The sequence below is a fragment of the Nocardia sp. NPDC052316 genome (assembly GCF_044547795.1).
Classification (GTDB): domain Bacteria; phylum Actinomycetota; class Actinomycetes; order Mycobacteriales; family Mycobacteriaceae; genus Nocardia.
The window spans coordinates 800,833-820,402 of sequence record NZ_JBIUBB010000005.1 but is presented as its reverse complement, the minus strand read 5'-3'; the positions used below and the strand labels follow the sequence as shown (position 1 = coordinate 820,402).

Annotated in this window: 16 protein-coding genes and 1 tRNA gene; 10 read left to right on the top strand and 7 right to left on the bottom strand. The window is 67.7% G+C overall.

Annotated elements, in window-relative coordinates; all coding sequences use genetic code 11:
• Nucleotides 1-347 precede the first annotated feature (347 nt).
• Together ACIHA7_RS27295 and ACIHA7_RS27290 are read left to right on the top strand one after the other, a co-directional pair.
• On the top strand, nucleotides 348-1,367 hold the full coding sequence (locus ACIHA7_RS27295) for an ArsA-related P-loop ATPase (RefSeq protein WP_397293875.1): 1,020 nt from the start codon (nucleotides 348-350) through the stop codon (nucleotides 1,365-1,367).
• Nucleotides 1,368-1,369: 2 nt separating this feature from the next.
• Nucleotides 1,370-2,500: an ArsA family ATPase gene (locus ACIHA7_RS27290; RefSeq protein WP_397293764.1), complete on the top strand. Its 1,131-nt coding sequence runs from the start codon at nucleotides 1,370-1,372 to the stop codon at nucleotides 2,498-2,500.
• Nucleotides 2,501-2,597: 97 nt separating this feature from the next.
• Here the strand turns inward: ACIHA7_RS27290 and ACIHA7_RS27285 are convergent, their stop codons facing one another.
• Nucleotides 2,598-2,921: a WhiB family transcriptional regulator gene (locus tag ACIHA7_RS27285; protein WP_014981178.1), complete on the bottom strand. Its 324-nt coding sequence runs from the start codon at nucleotides 2,919-2,921 to the stop codon at nucleotides 2,598-2,600.
• Between the two features lie 359 nt (nucleotides 2,922-3,280).
• On the opposite strand from ACIHA7_RS27285, the gene ACIHA7_RS27280 reads away from it, so the two are divergent.
• Nucleotides 3,281-5,650, top strand: coding sequence for a penicillin-binding protein (locus tag ACIHA7_RS27280; protein ID WP_397293763.1), 2,370 nt, complete (start codon nucleotides 3,281-3,283; stop codon nucleotides 5,648-5,650).
• Nucleotides 5,651-5,708: 58 nt separating this feature from the next.
• Here the strand turns inward: ACIHA7_RS27280 and ACIHA7_RS27275 are convergent, their stop codons facing one another.
• On the bottom strand, nucleotides 5,709-6,173 hold the full coding sequence (locus ACIHA7_RS27275; RefSeq protein WP_397293762.1) for a GatB/YqeY domain-containing protein: 465 nt from the start codon (nucleotides 6,171-6,173) through the stop codon (nucleotides 5,709-5,711).
• A gap of 146 nt (nucleotides 6,174-6,319) precedes the next feature.
• On the opposite strand from ACIHA7_RS27275, the gene ACIHA7_RS27270 reads away from it, so the two are divergent.
• From ACIHA7_RS27270 to ACIHA7_RS27240, 7 genes are all read left to right on the top strand, one after another.
• Entirely contained in the window at nucleotides 6,320-7,282 is a 963-nt protein-coding gene (locus ACIHA7_RS27270) for a metallophosphoesterase (protein WP_135234433.1), read from the top strand.
• A gap of 38 nt (nucleotides 7,283-7,320) precedes the next feature.
• Nucleotides 7,321-9,171, top strand: coding sequence for a hypothetical protein (locus ACIHA7_RS27265; RefSeq protein ID WP_397293761.1), 1,851 nt, complete (start codon nucleotides 7,321-7,323; stop codon nucleotides 9,169-9,171).
• A 96-nt stretch (nucleotides 9,172-9,267) separates the two neighbouring features.
• A tRNA-Pro gene (locus ACIHA7_RS27260) sits at nucleotides 9,268-9,341 on the top strand.
• A 210-nt stretch (nucleotides 9,342-9,551) separates the two neighbouring features.
• Nucleotides 9,552-10,742 (top strand): DUF418 domain-containing protein, encoded by a 1,191-nt coding sequence (locus tag ACIHA7_RS27255; protein ID WP_397293760.1) that lies wholly within the window; start codon nucleotides 9,552-9,554, stop codon nucleotides 10,740-10,742.
• Between the two features lie 110 nt (nucleotides 10,743-10,852).
• On the top strand, nucleotides 10,853-11,605 hold the full coding sequence (locus ACIHA7_RS27250) for an SDR family oxidoreductase (protein WP_397293759.1): 753 nt from the start codon (nucleotides 10,853-10,855) through the stop codon (nucleotides 11,603-11,605).
• Nucleotides 11,606-11,784: 179 nt separating this feature from the next.
• The gene (locus tag ACIHA7_RS27245; RefSeq protein WP_397293758.1) at nucleotides 11,785-12,306 is read left to right on the top strand and encodes a GNAT family N-acetyltransferase; all 522 of its coding nucleotides are present in this window, start codon (nucleotides 11,785-11,787) and stop codon (nucleotides 12,304-12,306) included.
• Nucleotides 12,307-12,388: 82 nt separating this feature from the next.
• Complete coding sequence (locus tag ACIHA7_RS27240; RefSeq protein ID WP_397293757.1) at nucleotides 12,389-13,222, top strand: hypothetical protein; 834 nt, start codon at nucleotides 12,389-12,391, stop codon at nucleotides 13,220-13,222.
• A 65-nt stretch (nucleotides 13,223-13,287) separates the two neighbouring features.
• On the opposite strand, the gene ACIHA7_RS27235 is transcribed toward ACIHA7_RS27240, so the two are convergent.
• From ACIHA7_RS27235 to ACIHA7_RS27215, 5 genes are all read right to left on the bottom strand, one after another.
• Nucleotides 13,288-14,271: an SCO2521 family protein gene (locus ACIHA7_RS27235; RefSeq protein ID WP_397293756.1), complete on the bottom strand. Its 984-nt coding sequence runs from the start codon at nucleotides 14,269-14,271 to the stop codon at nucleotides 13,288-13,290.
• 3 nt (nucleotides 14,272-14,274) lie between these two features.
• Complete coding sequence (locus tag ACIHA7_RS27230) at nucleotides 14,275-15,300, bottom strand: SCO2522 family protein (RefSeq protein ID WP_397293755.1); 1,026 nt, start codon at nucleotides 15,298-15,300, stop codon at nucleotides 14,275-14,277.
• 6 nt (nucleotides 15,301-15,306) lie between these two features.
• A complete protein-coding gene (locus ACIHA7_RS27225; protein ID WP_397293754.1) occupies nucleotides 15,307-16,227 on the bottom strand; it encodes an SCO2523 family variant P-loop protein in 921 nt (306 codons plus the stop codon).
• A 3-nt stretch (nucleotides 16,228-16,230) separates the two neighbouring features.
• Nucleotides 16,231-18,117 (bottom strand): SCO2524 family protein, encoded by a 1,887-nt coding sequence (locus tag ACIHA7_RS27220; protein WP_397293753.1) that lies wholly within the window; start codon nucleotides 18,115-18,117, stop codon nucleotides 16,231-16,233.
• Between the two features lie 704 nt (nucleotides 18,118-18,821).
• The gene (locus ACIHA7_RS27215; RefSeq protein WP_397293752.1) at nucleotides 18,822-19,505 is read right to left on the bottom strand and encodes an arsenate reductase ArsC; all 684 of its coding nucleotides are present in this window, start codon (nucleotides 19,503-19,505) and stop codon (nucleotides 18,822-18,824) included.
• Nucleotides 19,506-19,570 lie beyond the last annotated feature (65 nt).

The following is a 19,570-nucleotide window of genomic DNA, read 5'->3' as shown; positions in this document are numbered from 1 at the left end:
AGCTGTGTCTAATTGGCGGCGCCTGCGGCGCCGCGTGTTCGCGGCCCCCGGGTGTCTCGCGTCCGAGTGGCCGAGACTTGCGCCTGCGGCGCGTGCGCTTCGGCCACTCGGACGCGAGACGGGCCGCGAACGATGATGCTCGGTCTCGCTTCGCTCGGAAACGAAGGTTTACCGCTGGGTTCGGTCGCGGATTCGGCGGCTGGGCAGAGGGAATACGGTTCGTTGCTCAACGCGCAATCATCCGCTGTCTGGTACAGATACACGCCCTGGACCAGGCACTAGGCGGATCCCTCGGGCGCGATCTCAGAACGAGTTATAGGCTCGCGAGCGTGGGAGTACCAACAGCAGTGCCTGTTTCGGCGGAGCCGGGACTGGAAACAGGGTGGCCGAAGCGTGCCGAGAAGGCGCGTCTGCACTATGTCTCCGGGAAGGGCGGCACGGGCAAGTCCACGGTGGCCGCGGCGCTCGCCTTGGCGTTGGCCGCGGGTGGCCGCCGGGTGTTGTTGGTGGAGGTGGAGAGCAGACAGTCGATTGCGCAGCTGTTCGATCTGCCGCCGCTGCCGCCGACCGAGACCAGGATCGCCACCGCGGACGGTGGCGGCGAGGTGGTCGCGCTCGCGCTCGACATCGAGCATGCGTTCCTCGAGTACCTGGACATGTTCTACAACCTGGGCTTCGCGGGCCGGGCGATGCGCCGGATGGGCGCCATCGAGTTCGTCACCACCATCGCGCCCGGTCTGCGTGACGTCATCCTGACCGGCAAGATCAAGGAGACCGCGGTCCGGGTGGACAAGGCGGGCAAGCGGGTCTACGACGAGATCGTGGTGGACGCCCCGCCGACCGGCCGGATCGCCAGCTTCCTCGACGTCACCCAGGCCATGCTGGAGGTGGCCAAGGGCGGGCCGATCGCCTCGCAGGCCGAGGGTGTCTCGAAGCTGCTGCACTCCGATCAGACGATGATCCATCTGGTCACCCTGCTCGAGGCGCTGCCGGTGCAGGAGACGGCCGACGCGATCGCGGAGTTGAAGGCGGCCGATCTGCGCATCGGCACGGTGATCGTGAACCGCGCCGCCGAGGGCCAGCTGCCCATCGAGCTGCGCGCCAAGGCGGCGCAGGGACACGTCGATACCGACGCCGTCCGGGCCGGACTAGCCTCGGCGGGGATCACCCTGTCCGACAACGACTTCCAGGGCTTGATCACCGAAACCGTCGAGCACGCAGCCACTTTGCAGGCACAGGACGACAGCGCAGCCGACCTCGCAAAGGTCGATGTGTCCCGCCTGTACCTGCCCGCCCTGCCCGACGGCATGGATCTGGGTGGCCTGTACGAACTAGCCGAACACCTCAGCGAGCAAGGGGTCCGATAGCCATGACCACGCCGACTGTGGCCGCGCCACTGGATGTTTCGGACATCATCGACGACCGCACGGCGCGGGTGATCGTCTGCTGCGGCTCCGGCGGCGTCGGCAAGACGACCACCGCGGCCGCGATCGCCTTGCGCGCGGCCGAGCAGGGTCGCAAAGTGGTGGTTCTCACCATCGATCCGGCCCGCAGGCTGGCCCAGTCACTCGGCGTCGCCGACCTCGGCAACACCCCGCAGCGGGTGCCGCTCGGCCCGGAGGCCAAGGGCGAACTGCACGCGATGATGCTGAACATGCGGCGCACCTTCGACGACATGGTGCTCGAGCACACCAGTCCGGACAAGGCCGAACAGATCTTCGCCAACCCCTTCTATCAAACGGTCGCCTCCTCGTTCGGCGGCACGCAGGAGTACATGGCGATGGAGAAGCTCGGCCAGCTGGCCGGGCGCAAGGAGTGGGACCTGATCGTGGTCGACACTCCCCCGTCGCGCAACGCGCTGGACTTCCTCGACGCGCCGAAGCGGCTCGGAAACTTCTTGAACGGCAGGATGATCCGGGTGATCATGGCGCCGGGCCGGGGCGTCACCCGGCTGGTGACCGGCGCGATGAGCCTGGCGGTGCGCGGGGTGTCCACCATCGTCGGCGGCCAGATGCTCAAGGACGCGTCAAACTTTCTGCAATCGCTGGACTCGTTGTTCGGCGGCTTCCAGGATCGGGCGGACCGCACCTACGCGATGCTGTCCAAGCCCGGCACGCACTTCCTGGTGGTCGCCGCCGCCGAGCCGGACGCGTTACGCGAGGCGTCGTTCTTCGTCGACCGGCTCTCGACCGAGCGGATGCCGCTGGCCGGGCTGGTGCTCAACCGCACGCATCCGGCGCTCAGCGCGCTCTCGGCGGACCACGCGCTGACGGCGGCCGAGCAGCTCGCCGACACCGATCCGCTCACCGCGTCCGTCTTGCGTATCCACGCGCGCCGGGTCGCCACCGACAAGCGCGAACAGCATCTGCTGCACCGGTTTACCGGCGCGCATCCTCGGGTACCGATCGTCGCGGTGACCGCACTGCCGTTCGAAGTGTCGGATCTGGCGGCACTGCGCGCGGTCGGTGATCAGCTCACCGGCCACCGAGCATCTGCTTGATACATAGACGCATCGGCTATTGGTCCAAACGGAAGTATTTGCCCCCAAACGGAACTGAGCCCGCTTTCGCAGGCTCAGTTCCGAATGTCGGTCGGGGCTACATGGCCACCTGATGCTGGCGTTGGGCCTGGAAGAAATCCGCCCACGAGGTGACCTCGGGATGCTGCTTGAGGAGCGCGCGACGCTGCCGCTCGGTCATACCGCCCCACACGCCGAACTCCACTCGATTGTCGAGTGCGTCGGCACCACACTGCATCAGCACCGGGCAGTGCCTGCAGATCGTCGCGGCTTTGCGCTGCGCAGCGCCGCGAACGAACAACTGATCGGGATCCACTTCCTTGCATCGGGCCTGGGCTACCCAGGCGATCCTTGCTTCGGCCTGCTCCACGTCCAATCGAGCGATGGGGGTTGTCATGTGCATTTGGTGTGCCCCTTTGCAGTCCGAACACCGGGTCAACGGCGCTCCAGAATCGCGTGTCAGCGTCGCAGCAACCCAAACCCCGCTGCGAACTGCACCACATTCCACTTTGAGTGTTAGCTCTATCACACTGGGTTCTCAATCTAGGTAAAGGTATGGGCCTAGCGCAAGACCGCCCTCGGAATTTTTGGTACGTCCGTCCCTGCAAAATGCCGGGAGCGGCGGCGGGTCCGGCACATTCGCGGCGCGCCGTCCCGCGACACGCCAGACTCGCAGCCGCGACACGCCCAATCGTCCGCACGAATCGCCTTCCGGTAAACGCACGGAAGAACGCTCGGACCCCACCCCGTAGGCTGGGGATCGTGCCGATCACACAAACGCTAGCGAGGCTGGCCGGCAGCTGCGCGCTGGCCGCCGTGCTCGTCGCCGGGTTGCTGTTCCCGCTCGCCGGTGGCTTCGGATTCGTCTCGAACCGAGCCGCCGACGCCGTCGACAACGTGTCCTCGGAACTGGTCGAGGGCACGGTCCCCGCCGTCTCGACCATGGTCGACGCGAGTGGAGCACCGATCGCCTGGCTGTACGAGCAACGCCGCTTCGAAGTCCCCAGCGACAAGATCTCCAACAACATGAAGCTGGCGATCGTCTCCATCGAGGACCGGCGCTTCGCCGAGCACGAGGGTGTCGACTGGCAGGGCACGTTGCGCGCGTTCCTGACCAACACCTCGAGCGGTGAGGTCCAGCAGGGCGCGTCCACGCTCGACCAGCAGTACGTGAAGAACTTCCAGCTGCTCGTCGTTGCCAAGACCGACGCCGAGCGCCGCGCCGCCATCGAGACAACGCCCGCGCGCAAGATCCGGGAGATCCGGATGGCGCTCACCCTGGACCGCGAGCTGACCAAGGACGAGATCCTCACCAGGTACCTGAACCTGGTGCCGTTCGGTAACTCCTCCTACGGCATCCAGGACGCGGCGCAGACCTACTTCGGCGTCGACGCCTCCGAGCTGAACGTGCCGCAGTCGGCGATGCTCGCGGGCATGGTGCAGAGCTCGTCCAAGCTGAACCCCTACACCAATTCCGAGGGCGTGCTCGCCCGCCGCAACACGGTGCTGGACACGATGATCCAGAACATCCCCAGCCGCGCCGACGAATTCCGCGAAGCCAAGACCATGCCGCTGGGCGTACTGCCGGAGCCGAAGGGCCTGCCGCGTGGCTGCATCGCCGCCCACGACCGCGGCTTCTTCTGCGACTACGCCATCCAGTACCTGGCCAACGCGGGCATCAGCAGGGAGCAGATCGACAAGGGCGGCTACCTGATCAAGACGACGCTGGACCCGGTCGTGCAGGACTCGGTGAAGCGGGCGGTGACCGACGCGGCCAACCCGAACCTCGACAACATCGCGCAGGTGATGTCGGTCGTCGCGCCGGGCCAGGACTCGCACCCGCTGATCGCGATGGCGAGCAGCCGCACCTACGGCCTGAACCGCGACGCCAACGAGACCGTGCAGCCACAGCCGTACTCGATGGTCGGCGACGGCGCGGGCTCGATCTTCAAGTTGTTCACCACCGCCGCGGCCATGGAGAAGGGTCTCGGCATCAACGCCCAGCTCGACGTGCCGAGTCGGTTCGAGGCCAGGGGCATGGGTAACGGTGGCGCCCGCGGCTGCCCGCCCGCCACCTACTGCGTCGAGAACGCGGGCAAGTACAAGTCACCGATGTCGGTGACCGAGGCGCTGGCGACCTCGCCGAACACCGCGTTCGTCAAGCTCATTCAGGCCGTCGGCGTCACGCCGACCGTCGACATGGCGGTCCGGCTCGGCATGCGCTCCTACACCGAGCCGGGCAGCTCGGGCCACGGCAACCAGAGCCTCGCCGACATGATCAAGGAACAGAACCTCGGTTCGTTCACCCTCGGCCCGGTCGCGATCAACCCGCTGGAACTGTCGAACGTCGCCGCGACGATCGCCTCCGGCGGCAAGTGGTGCCCGCCGAATCCGATCAAGGAGGTCGTCGACCGGCAGGGCAAGCAGGTGCCGCTCACCCAGCAGGCCTGCGAGCAGGTGGTGGAGCCCGGCCTGGCCAACACCCTGGCCAACGCGATGAGCAAGGACGACATCAGCGGCACCGCGGCGGGCGCCGCCAAGTCCGTCGGCTGGAACGCGCCGATGTCGGGCAAGACCGGAACCACCGAGAGCCACCGCTCGTCGGCCTTCGTCGGCTTCACCAACTCGCTGGCCTCGGCCACCTACGTCTACGGCGACAGCCCGACCCCCGGCGAGATCTGCTCGTTCCCGCTGCGCAACTGCGGCGACGGAAACCTGTTCGGCGGTAACGAACCCGCCCGGACCTGGTTCAACTCCGTCAAGCCGATCCTCGACCGGTTCCCGGCGCCCGCGTTGCCGCCGCTGGACGACAAGTACGTCCGCGGCTCGAACAACGCACAGGTGCCCGACGTGGTCGGGATGACCCAGGGGCAGGCGACCGCGGCGCTGGTCGGCGCGGGCTTCCAGGTGACGCCGGTGACCGGCCCGGGCGCGCAGGCCAAGGGCACCGTGATGGGGACCGCACCGAACGGTTCGGCGATCCCCGGTTCGGTGATCACCCTCTACATCAGTGACGGCACCCAACGCGCCGCACCGCCGCCCGGTCCGGCGCCGGGGCCACCGGGGATCCCCGGGCTGCCACCGCCGCCGCTGTTGCCGCCCATCCCGATCCCCATCCCCATCCCACGCTGAGAAAAGGGGCCGCGAACCATAAGGTTCGCGGCCCCTTTGCGTGGGACTCGAGAGGGGCTTACAGCCGAGCCTTCACGGCCGCGGACAGCCGGGAGCCGTCGGCCTTGCCCTCCGCCAGTGCGGTGGCGACCTTCATGACCTGGCCCATCTGCCGCATGCCAGGGCGCTCGCCGAGCTCCTCGGCGACCTGCGCGATCGCGGTGTCGACGACATCGGCCACCTCCGCCTCGTTCAGCTGGGTGGGCAGGTACTCGTCGATGATCCGCGCCTCGGCGTGCTCGTTGGCGGCCAGCTCACCGCGACCGTTCTGGGTGTAGATCTCGGCCGACTCGCTGCGCTTCTTCGCCTCTTTCTGCAGCACGGCGACCACCTCGGCATCGGAGAGTTCGCGCGCCTCGGTGCCCGCTGTCTCGGCCGTCTGGATGGCGGCGAGCAGCATCCGCAGCGTGGCGAGGCGCAGCGTGTCCTTGGCTTTCATCGCGGCGGTCATGTCCGTCCGCAGTTGCGCTTTGAGTTCCGACATGAGGCTCACGGTAGCTGGTCCTTCGCAACCCGCCCACCACATTTGCGCTGCTGCGGCGAATACCGACGCTGTTTTCCGGGGCATGCGCAAGCGCTTGTGCGTAAACACACTCGGCGTTCCACAACGGGGTCACCTATGCTGGGCAAATGCCCGTAATCTCGACCTCTGCTGTCCGCACGACCGCGTTGGGAGCCGCCGGGGCGGCCGTGGCCGGAATCGGCTATGCCTCGCTGGTCGAACGCAACGCCTTCGTTCTGCGGGAGGCCACGATGCCGGTCCTCGCGCCGGGGTCGTCGTCGCTGCGGGTGCTCCACATCAGCGATCTGCACATGACCCCCGGTCAGCAGCGCAAGCAGCAGTGGCTGCGGGAACTGGACCGGCTGGAGCCGGACCTGGTCATCAACACCGGCGACAACCTCTCGCACCAGAAGTCGGTACCCGCGGTAGTCCAGGCCCTCGGCGGATTGCTTTCCCGCCCGGGGCTTTTCGTTTTCGGGAGCAACGACTACTTCGCGCCGGTGCCGAAGAACCCGATGAAGTACTTCAAGAAGGATCACCGGCGCGTCTACGGCGCCCCGCTGCCGTGGAAAGACCTGCGCGCGGCCTTCACCGAGCGCGGCTGGCTCGATCTGACGCACATCCGCCGCGACCTCGAGGTCGCAGGCATCCGGATCGCCACCGCGGGCGTCGACGACCCGCATCTGCACCGCGACCGCTACGACACCATCGCGGGTGCCCCGAACCCGTTGGCCGACTTGCGCATCGGCCTGACCCACTCGCCCGAGCCGCGCGTGCTCGACCGCTTCGCCGAGGACGGCTACGACCTGGTCATGGCCGGACACACGCACGGCGGTCAGCTGTGCCTGCCCGGCTACGGCGCGCTCGTCACCAACTGCGGTATCGACCGGTCCCGGGTGAAGGGCGCGTCCAAGTGGGGCGAGCACACCCAGCTGCACGTCTCCGCGGGCGTCGGCACCTCGCCGTGGGCGCCGTACCGTTTCTGCTGCCGCCCCGAGGCCACCCTGTTGACGCTGGTCGCCGCGCCACCGAAGCGGCCGTCGGCCGACACCGGCCAGGGCGTGTCCACATCGGAGGCCGTCGCCCGCTAAGGTCGCGTGCCGAGACGTGTGTCAGGCAGGGGACAACTGTGAGTGGATTCGACGACCGGCGCAACGACCCGACGGTTCTGGGCCGACCCGGTGCGGCCCACCCAAATCAGCAACAGCCATCCGGCGCCGATCAATTCGACCAGGCAGGCGCGCAGGACGAGGCCGAGCGGCAGGCGCCCGCGCGGCCGTGGAAGCGGGATTCCGGCTTCCACGAACAGGTGCAATGGCCGCCTGCCGACCCGGCGGCCCAGTGGCAGCAGGGTGCGGCGGGCTCGAGCGGGTCGTCCACTCCTGACCCCACCGTGCAGTGGCAGCAGGGTCAAACACCGGACTATCAATGGCAGCCAGGCCACAGCGGGCAAGGGCAACCGGCCCAGCAGTGGCAGGCAGGCGGCTCGCCCGCGGCCAACGCCCAGTGGCAGCCGAGCGGCTCGACCCCCGACGCCAACGCCCACCGGCAGCCCAGCGGCAGTGCGGCGCCCAACGCGCAATGGCAGCCCGGTGGGATCGGCCAGGCACCGCCGACGCCGCAATGGCAAGCCCCCGCAGCGGGATCCGGTCGCGCCGACCCAACTCAGTTGGCACAGCCCGTATCCGGCGGGCACGCGCAATGGCAGCCGTCGACCGCAACGCCAGGGCAGGCAGACCCGACCCTGTTGGCACAACCACTTTCCGGCGGACAAGCGCAACCCGCACAGTGGCAGCCGCCGACCGCAACACCGGGACAAGCCGACCCGACACTATTGGCACAACCACTTTCCGGCGGACAAGCCCAGCCCGCCCAGTGGCAGCCGCCGACCGCAACACCGGGACAAGCCGACCCAACCCTGTTGGCACACCAGCAGTCCCGCGATTTCGGTGAACCCGTCGGCCTGTGGCAGCCGAGCCTGGGCACCCCGGAGCCGAGTCAGCAGGCGCCGAGCGAGGCGGCACCGACCATGCTCGGCTACCCCAACGCCACTCGACTAGGCCAGCCCGACCCCGCCCTCCAATGGCAGCCTGCGCCATCGCCACCCGCCTATGCCCCGCCGCAGTACGGACAGCCGGTAGCGGGTGCGTACGCGCCACAGAGCGGGTTCGGCGGACCGCCGCGGCAGCAACCACCCGGCCACGGTGCGGGCGGTCCGCCGCCCAGCGGGCGCGGGAAGGCGATACTGCTGGTCGGACTGGTCGTGCTGCTGGTCGCGGCGGGCGCGGTGACCGCGGTGACGCTCGCGAAGCGCGGATCGGACAACTCCGATTCGCAACGCAACTCTCCGTCCATGGTCAGCGCGCTGACCACCAGCGCGGAGACCTCCCCGACCCCGTCGAAGTCCAGCACGGCGCCCACACCGGCGAACGGCCGCAACGAGCCGCCCGTGATCCCCGGTTACCAGGTGGTGGTCGCCCCCGACCGCGGCGCGGCCTATGACGTGCCCGCAGGCTGGACGATCGCACCGGAGACCGCCATCGGCGGGTTCGGTGAGCCGCCGAACGCGGTGGCGGGCAAGGGCTACGCCAGCGACGGCAAGGGCTACTGCCCCGGCTCGACCCGCACCGCGTCGTTCCTCACCGGTTCGAAGGACCCCGATTCCGGCGCCGCCGCAACCGAACTCGGCACCAGAACGGCCAAGCTCGCCTACACCGCCTCCGCCGACGCGCACCCGTCCCCGCCCGTCCCGATCGACTCGCTCGACGGGACGCAGCACGGCATGTTCGTGGAGACCAAGGGCACCGTCACCCAGGCCAAGCCCGGCTGCGCGACCGCGTACTCGGTCTACACCGCCGCCTTCCCCACCGAGAACGGCAGCTTCGTCATGGTGATCGCCGCCGACACCGGCGTACCCGGCGCGCTGGACGCCGAGACCGCCAAGCGCATCTTCACCAGCATTCGCCCACACGACAACTGACCGCCCCGCCGCTGAATCGTGCCGTATTAACCCCCTCTGAACTGGGGGTTTAACGTCTACACCGACCTTGTTGTAAGGTAGTCCAGGTTCGATTCACGGGGTGTGGCGCAGCTTGGTAGCGCGCTTCGTTCGGGACGAAGAGGTCGCAGGTTCAAATCCTGTCACCCCGACTCGTGGTTGAGACGAACACTTTGCCCCCGGCCTACCAAGGCCGGGGGCAAAGTGGTTTCCAGGCGTCGCCGTTCGGCGCGGACCTGTTGCGACGCAAGCCATTCAGCTGAGATGAAGCCGATCGTGGTCTAGCGGTGTTCGAATTAGTATCTGTCATATAGTATTTGCCACATACTTACTCGCCGCCCGATCGACGGAAGCCGAAAACCATGACCGATCAGCTGGCCGCCCCGCGTGCCCGCATCTACGACGTAGACGCCCTGCGCGGATTCGCGCTGCTGGGGATCTTCATCGTCAACATCACCTTCATGTCCTCCGGATACCCGGGCAACCTGGCGACCGACCCCGCCTACGCCGCGCCGCTCGACGACCTGGTCCGCGCGCTCTCGTCGGTCTTCGTCGACATGAAGTTCTACCTGCTGTTCTCATTCCTGTTCGGCTACAGCTTCACCCTGCAGATGAGCGCGGCGGCCCGAGCCGGCGCCGCCTTCGAACCGCGCATGCTGCGCCGCATCGCCGGCCTGTTCGTGCTCGGCGTGCTGCACATCGTGTTCCTCTACGGCGGTGACGTTCTCACCACGTACGCACTGGCCTGCCTCGTCCTGTTCTGGATGCGCGGGGTCACCGACCGCACCGCGCTGCGGGTGGTCGCCGCGATGTACGCCTTCGTCCTGGCGAGCCTGCTGCTGAGCGGCCTGCTCCTGGACACCTCGGCCATGCTGCCCTCGGCCGCCGAGGCACAAGCCAACGGCAGACAGGCCACCGAGGCGCTGCTCGGCGGGTGGGGTGCCATCGTCGGCGAGCACCTCGCCGGACTGCCGCTGCTCGTCCTGCAGGCAGTCACCCTGCAGGGACCGACCGCGCTCGCGATGTTCCTGCTCGGCATGATCGCGGGCCGCCGGAAACTGCTGGCACAGGTGCGCGGTGACGAACCGATCCTGCGGCGCGTCCAGTGGATCGGTTTCCCGGTGGGGCTGGCAGGCAGCGTGCTCTACACGCTGGGCGGCGGCACCGGCACCGCGCTACCCGTCGCGGTGAGCGTCGCCACCGCACCGCTACTCGCCGCCGCGTACGTCGCGACGCTGCTGCGCATGATGCACAGCCCACGCACCGCCTGGCTCCGCACGGCGCTCGCTCCGGCCGGACGGATCGCGCTGACCAACTACCTCGGCCAGTCACTGATCGGGCTGCTCCTGTTCACCGGCGTCGGGCTCGGCGCGGCGGGCAGCCTGTCCCCACTGGCCACGCTCGCGGTGGCACTGCTGGTGTTCGCGGCCCAATTGGCGGTCAGCGCAGCCTGGTTGCGCCGGTATCGGTATGGACCAGCGGAGTGGCTGCTGCGCTGGATCACCAACGGCAGCCGACCCGCCTGGCGCGCGGCCGAGAGTCGCACGGGGTAGCGAACCGGGGTCGATACGGTCGGCCCCGGAATGCATACTGGCTCTGCCGGTCACCCAGCGGCGAATGTGTCTCCGCGGTGGCGGTTTCCGCACAACGGAAAGGCGAAGTCATGAACGCGACCGGCCCGCTCGCCGGAAAGACGGCCCTGATCACCGGTGCGGACGCCGGGATCGGCAGGGCTATCGCAGGTACCCTCGCCAGGCAGGGGGCGCAGGTGGTGATCCAGCATCCGCACAGCCCGGAATCGGCCGCCGACGTGGTGAAGGAGATCACCGCGGCCGACGGTTCGGCGCTCGCTCTGGCGGCCGACCTCGCCGATCGCGCCGAGTACGAAGAGCTGATCCAGGTCCTGCTCGAGGACTGCGGACACTGGGACTTGCTGGTGCACACCGCGTCCACAGCCCTCACCACACCGCTGCGGGAGCTCTCCGAGGAGGAGTTCGAACTCGGTTTCGCGGCTCCGGCCAAAGCCCTCGTGCACGGGATGCGGCTCGCCGCAGCGCACCTCGCCGACGGCGGGCGCATCATCACCGTCGCCGCGGCCACCGCGCCGGGCAACGCCCTCGACAACGCCGCCGCCGGGGCCATCGCGGAGTTCACCCGCCTACTCGCCACCGACTTCGCGGCGCGGCACATCACCGTCAACGCCGTCAGCTCGGCCGCGCAGGCGGGCGCCGGGGACAACAGCGACGACCAGGCCAAGAGCGAGCACGAGCCGAGCTACGCACCGGGATCGGGCGTGCTCGATCGACTCGGCACGGCGACCGAGATCACCGACGTGGTGGCCATACTGGCGGGCGACGACGCCGCAGCGGTGACGGCGCAGCACATTCGGGTCGGCGCCGGAATGGCGGAGAGCTGACCCGCGGCGAAGGCAAATTATTCGCAAATGTGCGGCAATTGGAATGCACGTACGATGGGAAGTAGCACGATCGCAGGATGACGCGGCGGTGCGGCGCGGGGAGGCCTAAACTACTTCGATGCGGATCGCGCGAGCCGGGTTCGCCTCGACCGGCCGAGCAAACGCCTACGCTGTGGTTTATGACCCGTGTTACCGCGCAAGGGAGCACATTGGACATCGCGACGACGAATATCGCGACGACGTCACCGACGCCCGTGTATCGGATTGCCGCGCTGTCCGATCTGGACGGCGTCGCCGCGATCGAGACCGAACGCTTCGGCGATCAGTCCTACCCGTACTTCGCGCTGCGCCAACTCTTCGATCTGCACGGCGCCAACTGGCTGATCGTCGAGGTCGACGGCGTCGTCCTCGGCCATGTGCTGGTGGCCCTGCTGCCTGATCGCCGCGCGTGGCTGCTCAGCCTCGCCGTCACCGAGGAAAGCTGCGGACGCGGCTACGGGTCGACCCTGCTGACCGAGGCGATCAAGCTGTGCCGCAGGCAGAAGATGCGCAGTGTGCTCATCACCGTGCGCCCGACCAACCAGTCGGCATACAACCTCTACCGCCGCATCGGCTTTCAATGGACCGGGCACCATGAAGAGCGCTACTTCGGCGCAGGCGAGCCGCGCGACGTGCTGGAGTACAAGCTGACCAACGCCTGATCAGGGGCTCCAGAAACTCCCGCGAACTCGGTAATCTGGATCAGGCGCTTCCAGGCGGGTGCCCGAGCCCCGGGGGAGCTGAATGACCGAGCAGGAACCGCGTTCGGAGTTCGTCGAATCGACCACGACTCGAATCCTGCGCCGGGCAGCGAAATACGCCGACGAGACCTATCGCAACAGCGCGCCCGGCGAATACGCGCTACTGGACGGGCTCAATGCCGACGTCGAAGCGGTACTCGGCAGGTACCATCCGCCGAGCCCGTGGCGGCGCGGCGACAGCCTGGTGTTCGCGCATCTCTACACCGACGTCCCCGACACCACGGTCGCACCGGACGAGGACGGACGCGGCGTGGTGAACGTGATCGCCGCGCTGCTCGCCGCCGAGGTCGAGTTCCGCGGACCGCTGCGGCTGAGCCATACCCAGAACACGCTGCTCGCCCAGGTATACGAGCGACTCGGCGCCCAGCTGCGCCCGCTCGGCCTGCCCGCGCACGCCGTCCTGTCCTTCGGCCGGGCGGCCACCCTGCACCGGCTGAACGAGGACATGGACGCGGTGGACCGGTGCGGACTGCAGCAGGCGCGGGCGCGGTGCCAGACCAAGCCACGCGGCTTGCCGCGCGTGGGTTCGCTGCTGTCGGATCTGCTGTGCGGCTACGGATACAAGCCGTTCCGGCTGCTCGGCTGGATCGCGGTGCAGCTGGCCGTGTTCAGTGTCGCGCTGCTGCTGGTGAGTCGGGAACCGCTCGGTGACACGCTGTATCTCAGCATGACCAGTTATCTGAATCCCATGGGGCTCGGGGATACCAGCACGCTGGCCGACGGCGGGCGGGCGCTGCTGGCCACCGAGTCCTGGGTGGGCACGGTGTCGCTGTCCGTGTTCTTCGCGCTACTGGTTCGCCGCTGGTTCCGTCTATAAGGCTGTGTTGCAACGGCATTCGACGGTTGGTTGCAGTCGACTCTTGCGAATGCGCCTGTGCGCCATCACCACTCGGGGCTGCTCACCTGAATACGCCGGGAAAGGTTGTTCCACTGGGCCACTCGCAGCCGATCCCGCACCTGCCCGATCAGCGCCGTCCACTGGCGAGAGAAACCTGGATCGGATTGCAGATCCTTCCACAGACTGCGCAGGGCGGGCGGGGTGTGCGCGCCAGGCATCCACAGGTGCGCCAGGTGCTCCAGCACCGCGGCCAGGATCTCCATCTGGTCCCGGCTGGACGAGGGAAAACGATCGGCCTCCTCGATCGCGGTGTCACCGACCGTCAGTAACCAGTCGTGCGCCGCCAGATCCTCGCAGAACCGCTGTGCCGCATCCAGATCCGTCTCGCTCCGGACGATGATCCAGGCCGAGCGCACCGAGTCGTCGTCCAGCCGCAGGCGCACCTTCGGCCCCGCCGAGCCGCCAACCTTCGCCGTCCAGCGCAGCCGGGTGGTCGCCGCTTGCAGTGGTGCCTGCTGGTCCAGCCTCGGGTCGGCGCGTAACCGGGCGAGCAGGCGTTCGCTGATCGAGGCCAGGTCGAGGGTGTCCGGCGAGGGGCGGCCGTTCAGGTAGCCGTCGGCCAGTGCGTCGCAGGCGGTCTCCCGGTCGCCGAGCCGGTCGATCACGTCGGTCACGCCGACCCGGCTCAGGTAGTGCGACCAGGTCTGGCGCCGCCGCTCCGCCGCCCGGATCACCTGGGTGCGTACCGAACTCTGCAGCACCCGCCCGCCCGTCACCACCGCGCGGCCCGCGACCGTGCCGACCACCCGAACCGGGTCGGCGTCGGGCAGTAGCAGCTTGCAGTCCACCCCGACCGGCGTGGTCGGCGAAACGGCGAGCGTGCACGGCCGTTGCCGCCACAGCACCCGCCGCCCGGGGACCAGGGCGAGCAACTCGCCTGCTTCGGCACGATGCAGGGTGGCGGACGCGGGAACCAGGCAGGTGCGCACCTCGCCGAGGGCGATCAACGGAGTTGTCGACGGCCCCATCACTCAGGATCCGTCGAGTAATAGGTGGGATAGGCGTTCGGTGACCTTGCGCGACACCGTCACCGGCACCTCGTCGTAGGTGCCGCACCTGATGATCTGATCGACCACATCACCGTCCAGGTCGATGTGGTCGAGGATGAGCCGTACCGAATGTTCGATGGCCAGATAGCGTTTCGGCAACATCGACAGCGCCTTGTAGGCCGCGAACGGGGCGGCGTCCGGATTCAGCTGCACCACAGCGGGAATCTCGCGCCACCGGCCCGGCCAGCCGTCCCCCGCCCGCCACGGCTGCGGCACCACGACCGCCGCGCCGTTGTAGCGCAGCATACCGAGCCGCAGCAGATGCCACACCGAGGCGAGGAACGCGCACGACCATTTGGTGTGAATCTCGTTGTGCCCGTTGACCACCTCCGGTCGCTTGCTCCACAACTGCACGTCAAGGAAGATCGAGTGCTCGCGCCTGCCGAACTCCTCCGGCGGCCGATACGGCTGCACCCGCATGGCCTGCGCCGGTTCGTCCAGCGACGACCGCCGCCCGTTGCAGAGCCAGCCGGATTCGGCGGTCGGCGGGCGGCGTCCGGTCGAGGACGAGATCTCCGGCTCGGCGACGATTCGCGCCGCGACCATCTCGGCCAGCCGGATCGGCTCGTCCAACGGCACCCCGTCGACGAACGGATCCGCCTCCCAGCAGCCGGACTCGCGCGCCAAATAGTCGATGCGCAAATCGGTTTCGTCCGCGGCGGTGAGCAGCTTGCCGAGGATCTCCCGCGGATCGGTATCCGGCTGGAAGTAGTCGTCGATCAGATAGCAGGTACTCACTCGCGCCCGCGGGCCGAACTGCACCCTGGCCGAGGCGATGAAGGCCTCGACCAGCGGCACGATTCTGCGGAACTCGCGGACCACCTGATCCATGTCATTGGCGATCTCGTTCATGTAGAAGTGGCCGACCTCGATCGACAGATGCGACAGCGGCACCTCATCGATCCGCGCCCGTTCGGTCTCTTCGCTGTACCCCACGGCGTCCCTCACGGCGGATCAGAACCTCTCCCAGGTCGCGGCGTCGAGCAGGCGCCTGGCCAGGTCGGCGTACGCCGCCGTGGTGGCGGGATTGGCGATCTTCGCGTCCACGTCCATATCCATGATCACCTGCTCACGCCACTGCAATACCGGCTCCATCGGCGTCTCGCCGAGCAGCGCGCTCGCGCCGAGCTGATTCGCCGACGCCAGCCGCTTGAGCGCGGCGTTCTGCTCCATCAACCAGGCCGTCTGCGCGGGTCTGCGGTCCACCGAGCCGGGCAAAGTCGGCGCGGGCACGGCGGTGCGCACGTAGCGCACCGACTCCAGCAGCTCCACCGGATCGTGCCCGCACTCCTTGCCCGTCTGCTTCAATCCGTGCGGCCCGTGCACCAGCCCGCTCGCGGCCAGAATGTGCTGGCGGGTCCACCGGTGAAAGATCAACCAGCGGGCGGTGAACGAACGCAGCTGCGGCAGCGCGGTGGCCTTCAACACCAACTCCAGCGCGACCGAGCGGCCCGCGCTCAGATCGACCAGCACCACCTTGAACTCCTGCTCCAACGCGAGCAGCAGTTCCGCGCACCGCGCGACGACCGCGTCGTCGGCCGTGAGGAATTCGGCCCCGCCCTCGTCACCGGGTAACAGCAGCAGCTTGCCCGCCCGAGGACCCAACCGGCGCAACGCGGGCCGGTCCGAGGCCGTGCGCACGTCGATCCTGGCGGCAACACCCGTCTCCCCCAGCAGATACGAGTGCACGCCGTTCTCGTGCGGCGTGCCCCGTTCCACCGCACTGATTTCGAACAACGCACCCGCGGTCGGTGACCCGAAATCGAAGTCGACGTAGGCGACATTGCGACCGCTCGTACACAGTCGATACGCGAGGTTGCAGCTGGTCACCGAGCGACCGGTGCCACCCTTGTCCGAGGTCGAGAACACCAGCATGGGTCAGGCCCTCGTCGCATCGCGTCGCGCGTAGGCCAACTCGTACAACTGCTGCAGCGCCTGCCCGGCCAGGATGAACGCGGTCGCCGGCTGCTCGTTGGACAGCCGCCGCGCCTCGTCGAGCTGCTGCTCGATCCGCGAGAGCATGGCCTGCGAGACGTCCGGATCGCCGACCTCCAGCATTTCCTGGTTGAGCAGATGCTCGGCCTCACTGCGCATCTCCACAGCGCGGGTGATCATCGACCGCATGGCCAGCGGTGGCTCCCGGAAATTGCGATCGGCCGAGACCAGGCATTCGACGATGCGTTCGGTCAGGTACCAGGATGGTTGCACCGCAGCATCTTCGGGCTCAGGCTCGACCGCCGTTCTGGCCAGACCGGGTCGCTGGCTACCCGCCACCCGCTCGGCGTCGTCCCAGAGTCCGGCCGCCGGGCCGGTGGTGATCTGGCGCCTGCCGAGGTGGTCCATGGTGAGTTCGGCCAGCGACATCAACCGGTCGCGCATGGCCACGTCGCCGGACAACTGCCAGGCCTGCAGTGAGCGTTTCAGCAACAGCGTCGCGAAGTCCGGCACCACCCACACCAGTGGCGGACCGCCACCGATACCCTCGCTGCCCGGCAGGGCCATCCGCACGCCGGGGTAGTGCAGCGCGGCGGCCGGATCGCCCGCGGTGAGCCTGCTGATGATGCGGCCGCGCCTGGCGAGCTGGTCGAAAACGGCCACCAGCTCGGGTAGTTCCTCGGTGGTCTGCCGGTTGGCGAAGTCCTTCAGCACCATGGTCGCGACGGCGAGGGTGTAGTAGTCGGACTCCTCGCCATCCGAGGTGCGCCACGGGATGTCCTCCAGCGGCCAACGGCCGGGTCCGTAGCGCGCGGCGGTGGACCAGTAGCGCTGGGTCAGATCCCAGCGCAGCTCCAGTGCGTCCGCGAGCTGGCGTTGTTCGTCGTTGAGCAGGTCCATTTCCCGGGTGCGGCGCCAGGTCAGATCGTCGATGCCGTCGAGCGCGACGATGGTGAAGTACAAGTCGGGGCGCGAGACCGCGTAGCCGGGTTGGTCGCCGATCCGGCCCGAGACGAAGTCGATCGGCGAGGCCTTCTGATCGATGCCCCAGCTCCAGCCGCACTCGAACAGCAGCAGGTCGTCCTCGAGATCGATGTCGGGGGTCTGCCCCAGTTTCACGTCGTTGGCCATCTGCACGCGGACCCGGTCGAGCCGGCGCGCGATACCCGCGATCACCGTGTCCTCCGGCGCGCCGATCTGGTTGAGCATGCCCAGGATCGCTTGTCCCTGCTCGGATTTCGGGCTCGGGGTGTGCACGACGAAGCTGCGCACCAAACCCGTCATCGCGGCGGTCAACCGGGCGCTGACCCGCGGCATCAGTACCCGGATGCGCGCCGAGAGTTCCCTGGCCTCGCGCCGCACCTCCTTGTCCACGAACCGCTGGAAAACCCGGAGGAAGCGCAGCGAAGCGATACACAGGGTGAGCGACATCGAGTACGCGTCGACCACCTCCAGGCCGTACTGCTCGGCGCTCGGTTCGCGCTCATCGGTCGTGCGCAGATAACTACCCGCGGCGAAGATCGGCTCCCCGTCGGGCGCGGTGTAGCGGGTGAAATAGTCCTCGAGCACGCCGACCAGCGCGCCGCCGATCCGCGTTTCCTCGCCGAGCGGAATAAGCACCGAGCGAATGTCGTCGGACATATCGTCGGGTTGATCCAGTGCGAATGCCTGGATCTCGGTGGCCGGATACAACAAACAAAGCAACTGCTCGGTATCGCTGATCGAGTTCGCCCCATCGCGCCCACCCCAATGCCACACCCCTTTGTCGTAGCAAGCGGAAAGCAACGACCGCCACACTTCCAAAAGCTGCTGCCGCGGCTGGATCCTCATCAGCCCCCCGTTCTCGCTACGAACACTGACTGCCTAAAGTGTCCCCCCGTTCCCGATATTTACCAAGAGTATTGACCGACTACACGATCTACCCACGCGGCGGTAATCGGATATTCGGCGAGGTCACCCAGTGTTGAAAACCGTTCGAGGACACCTTCCCACTGCGAACCAAGATCGAATCACAGCTTTACCGCACACCGCTCCCGCACCTTTCGGTACATTTCGTCACTCCATTCCCGAGGCCGACCCTCCGTTGCGCACTGACACAACACGGGTTCGGCCGAGTGAATCCACCACTATGGTCAGCCCTTTTCCGTCCCGAGCAACTCCACGTAAACCGTCACCAGATTTGGACCCCCACTCGACCACACACTCGATTTCGCTGACGAATTGCTGCCCACATTCCTGGACCCCGCCCTCCGCACGATTCGATCGAGCCCGCGCACAAAACACCCGTATCAGCATGGCGGCACGTCGATGACCCGCCACGGCTACCTCACCCGCGCTCAGATCGATGAAAGAACCGCCTCGCGCGACCTCAAGGCGCTGACCGATCTCGGGCTTCTTGCCGCACGTGGTGCGACCCGGGGCAGGCATTACGTGGCGGGTACACATCTCTTGGAGCTCAGATCCGTTCTCCGCGAGGAGGTTCCGCGGCGGATAGTGGATCCCTACCCTGGACTCAGGGCTGAGTTGGTGAAACCCTAAACGGTGACACCGAGGTCGGTGAGTAGGTGTTCTACGCGGGTGCGGATGGTGTTGCGGATGGGGCGGATCTGGTGGAGGGGGAGGCCGGCGGGATCGTCGATGAACCATTCCTCGTAGCGGGGGCCGGGGACAAGGGGGCAGGTGTCGCCGCAGCCCATGGTGACGATGACGTCGGCGGCGCGGATGATCTCGTCGGTCCAGGGTTTGGGGTATTCGTCGGCGATGTCGACGCCTATTTCGGCCATGGCGGCCACCGCCGCGGGGTTGAGGGCCTGGCCGGGGTCGGAGCCGCCGGACCAGGCGACGGCGCGGCCCTTGGCGAGGTGGGCGAAGAAGCCGAGGGCCATCTGGGAGCGGCCCGCGTTGTGCGTGCAGAGGAACAGCACGGTGGGGCGCGGGCGGGCGACCTTGCCCTCGATCTTGGCCAAGGCCTGCAGTCGCTGCCTGCCGAAGCGTTCGGCGAGCAACGTCAGGTAGCGCTTTACCGTTGCACGCGAAGCGAATTCGTCGTACGACGAATGCAGATAGCGGTGGATGGTGGCGAGGTCGAACATGGTGGCGAACTCTTCGCGCAGCCGAGCTTCGGCGTGCTCGAGCGCCGTCTCGTGATCGAGGGAGAGCAGGCGGTATGCGGGTGTCGCGGAGCTTTCGGTCGTACCCGACTTTTCAGGCTGAGACACCTACCCAGGGTGTCAGGCCAGCACTGACCTGGACAAACGAACACCCTGTAAACCACGTCACACCA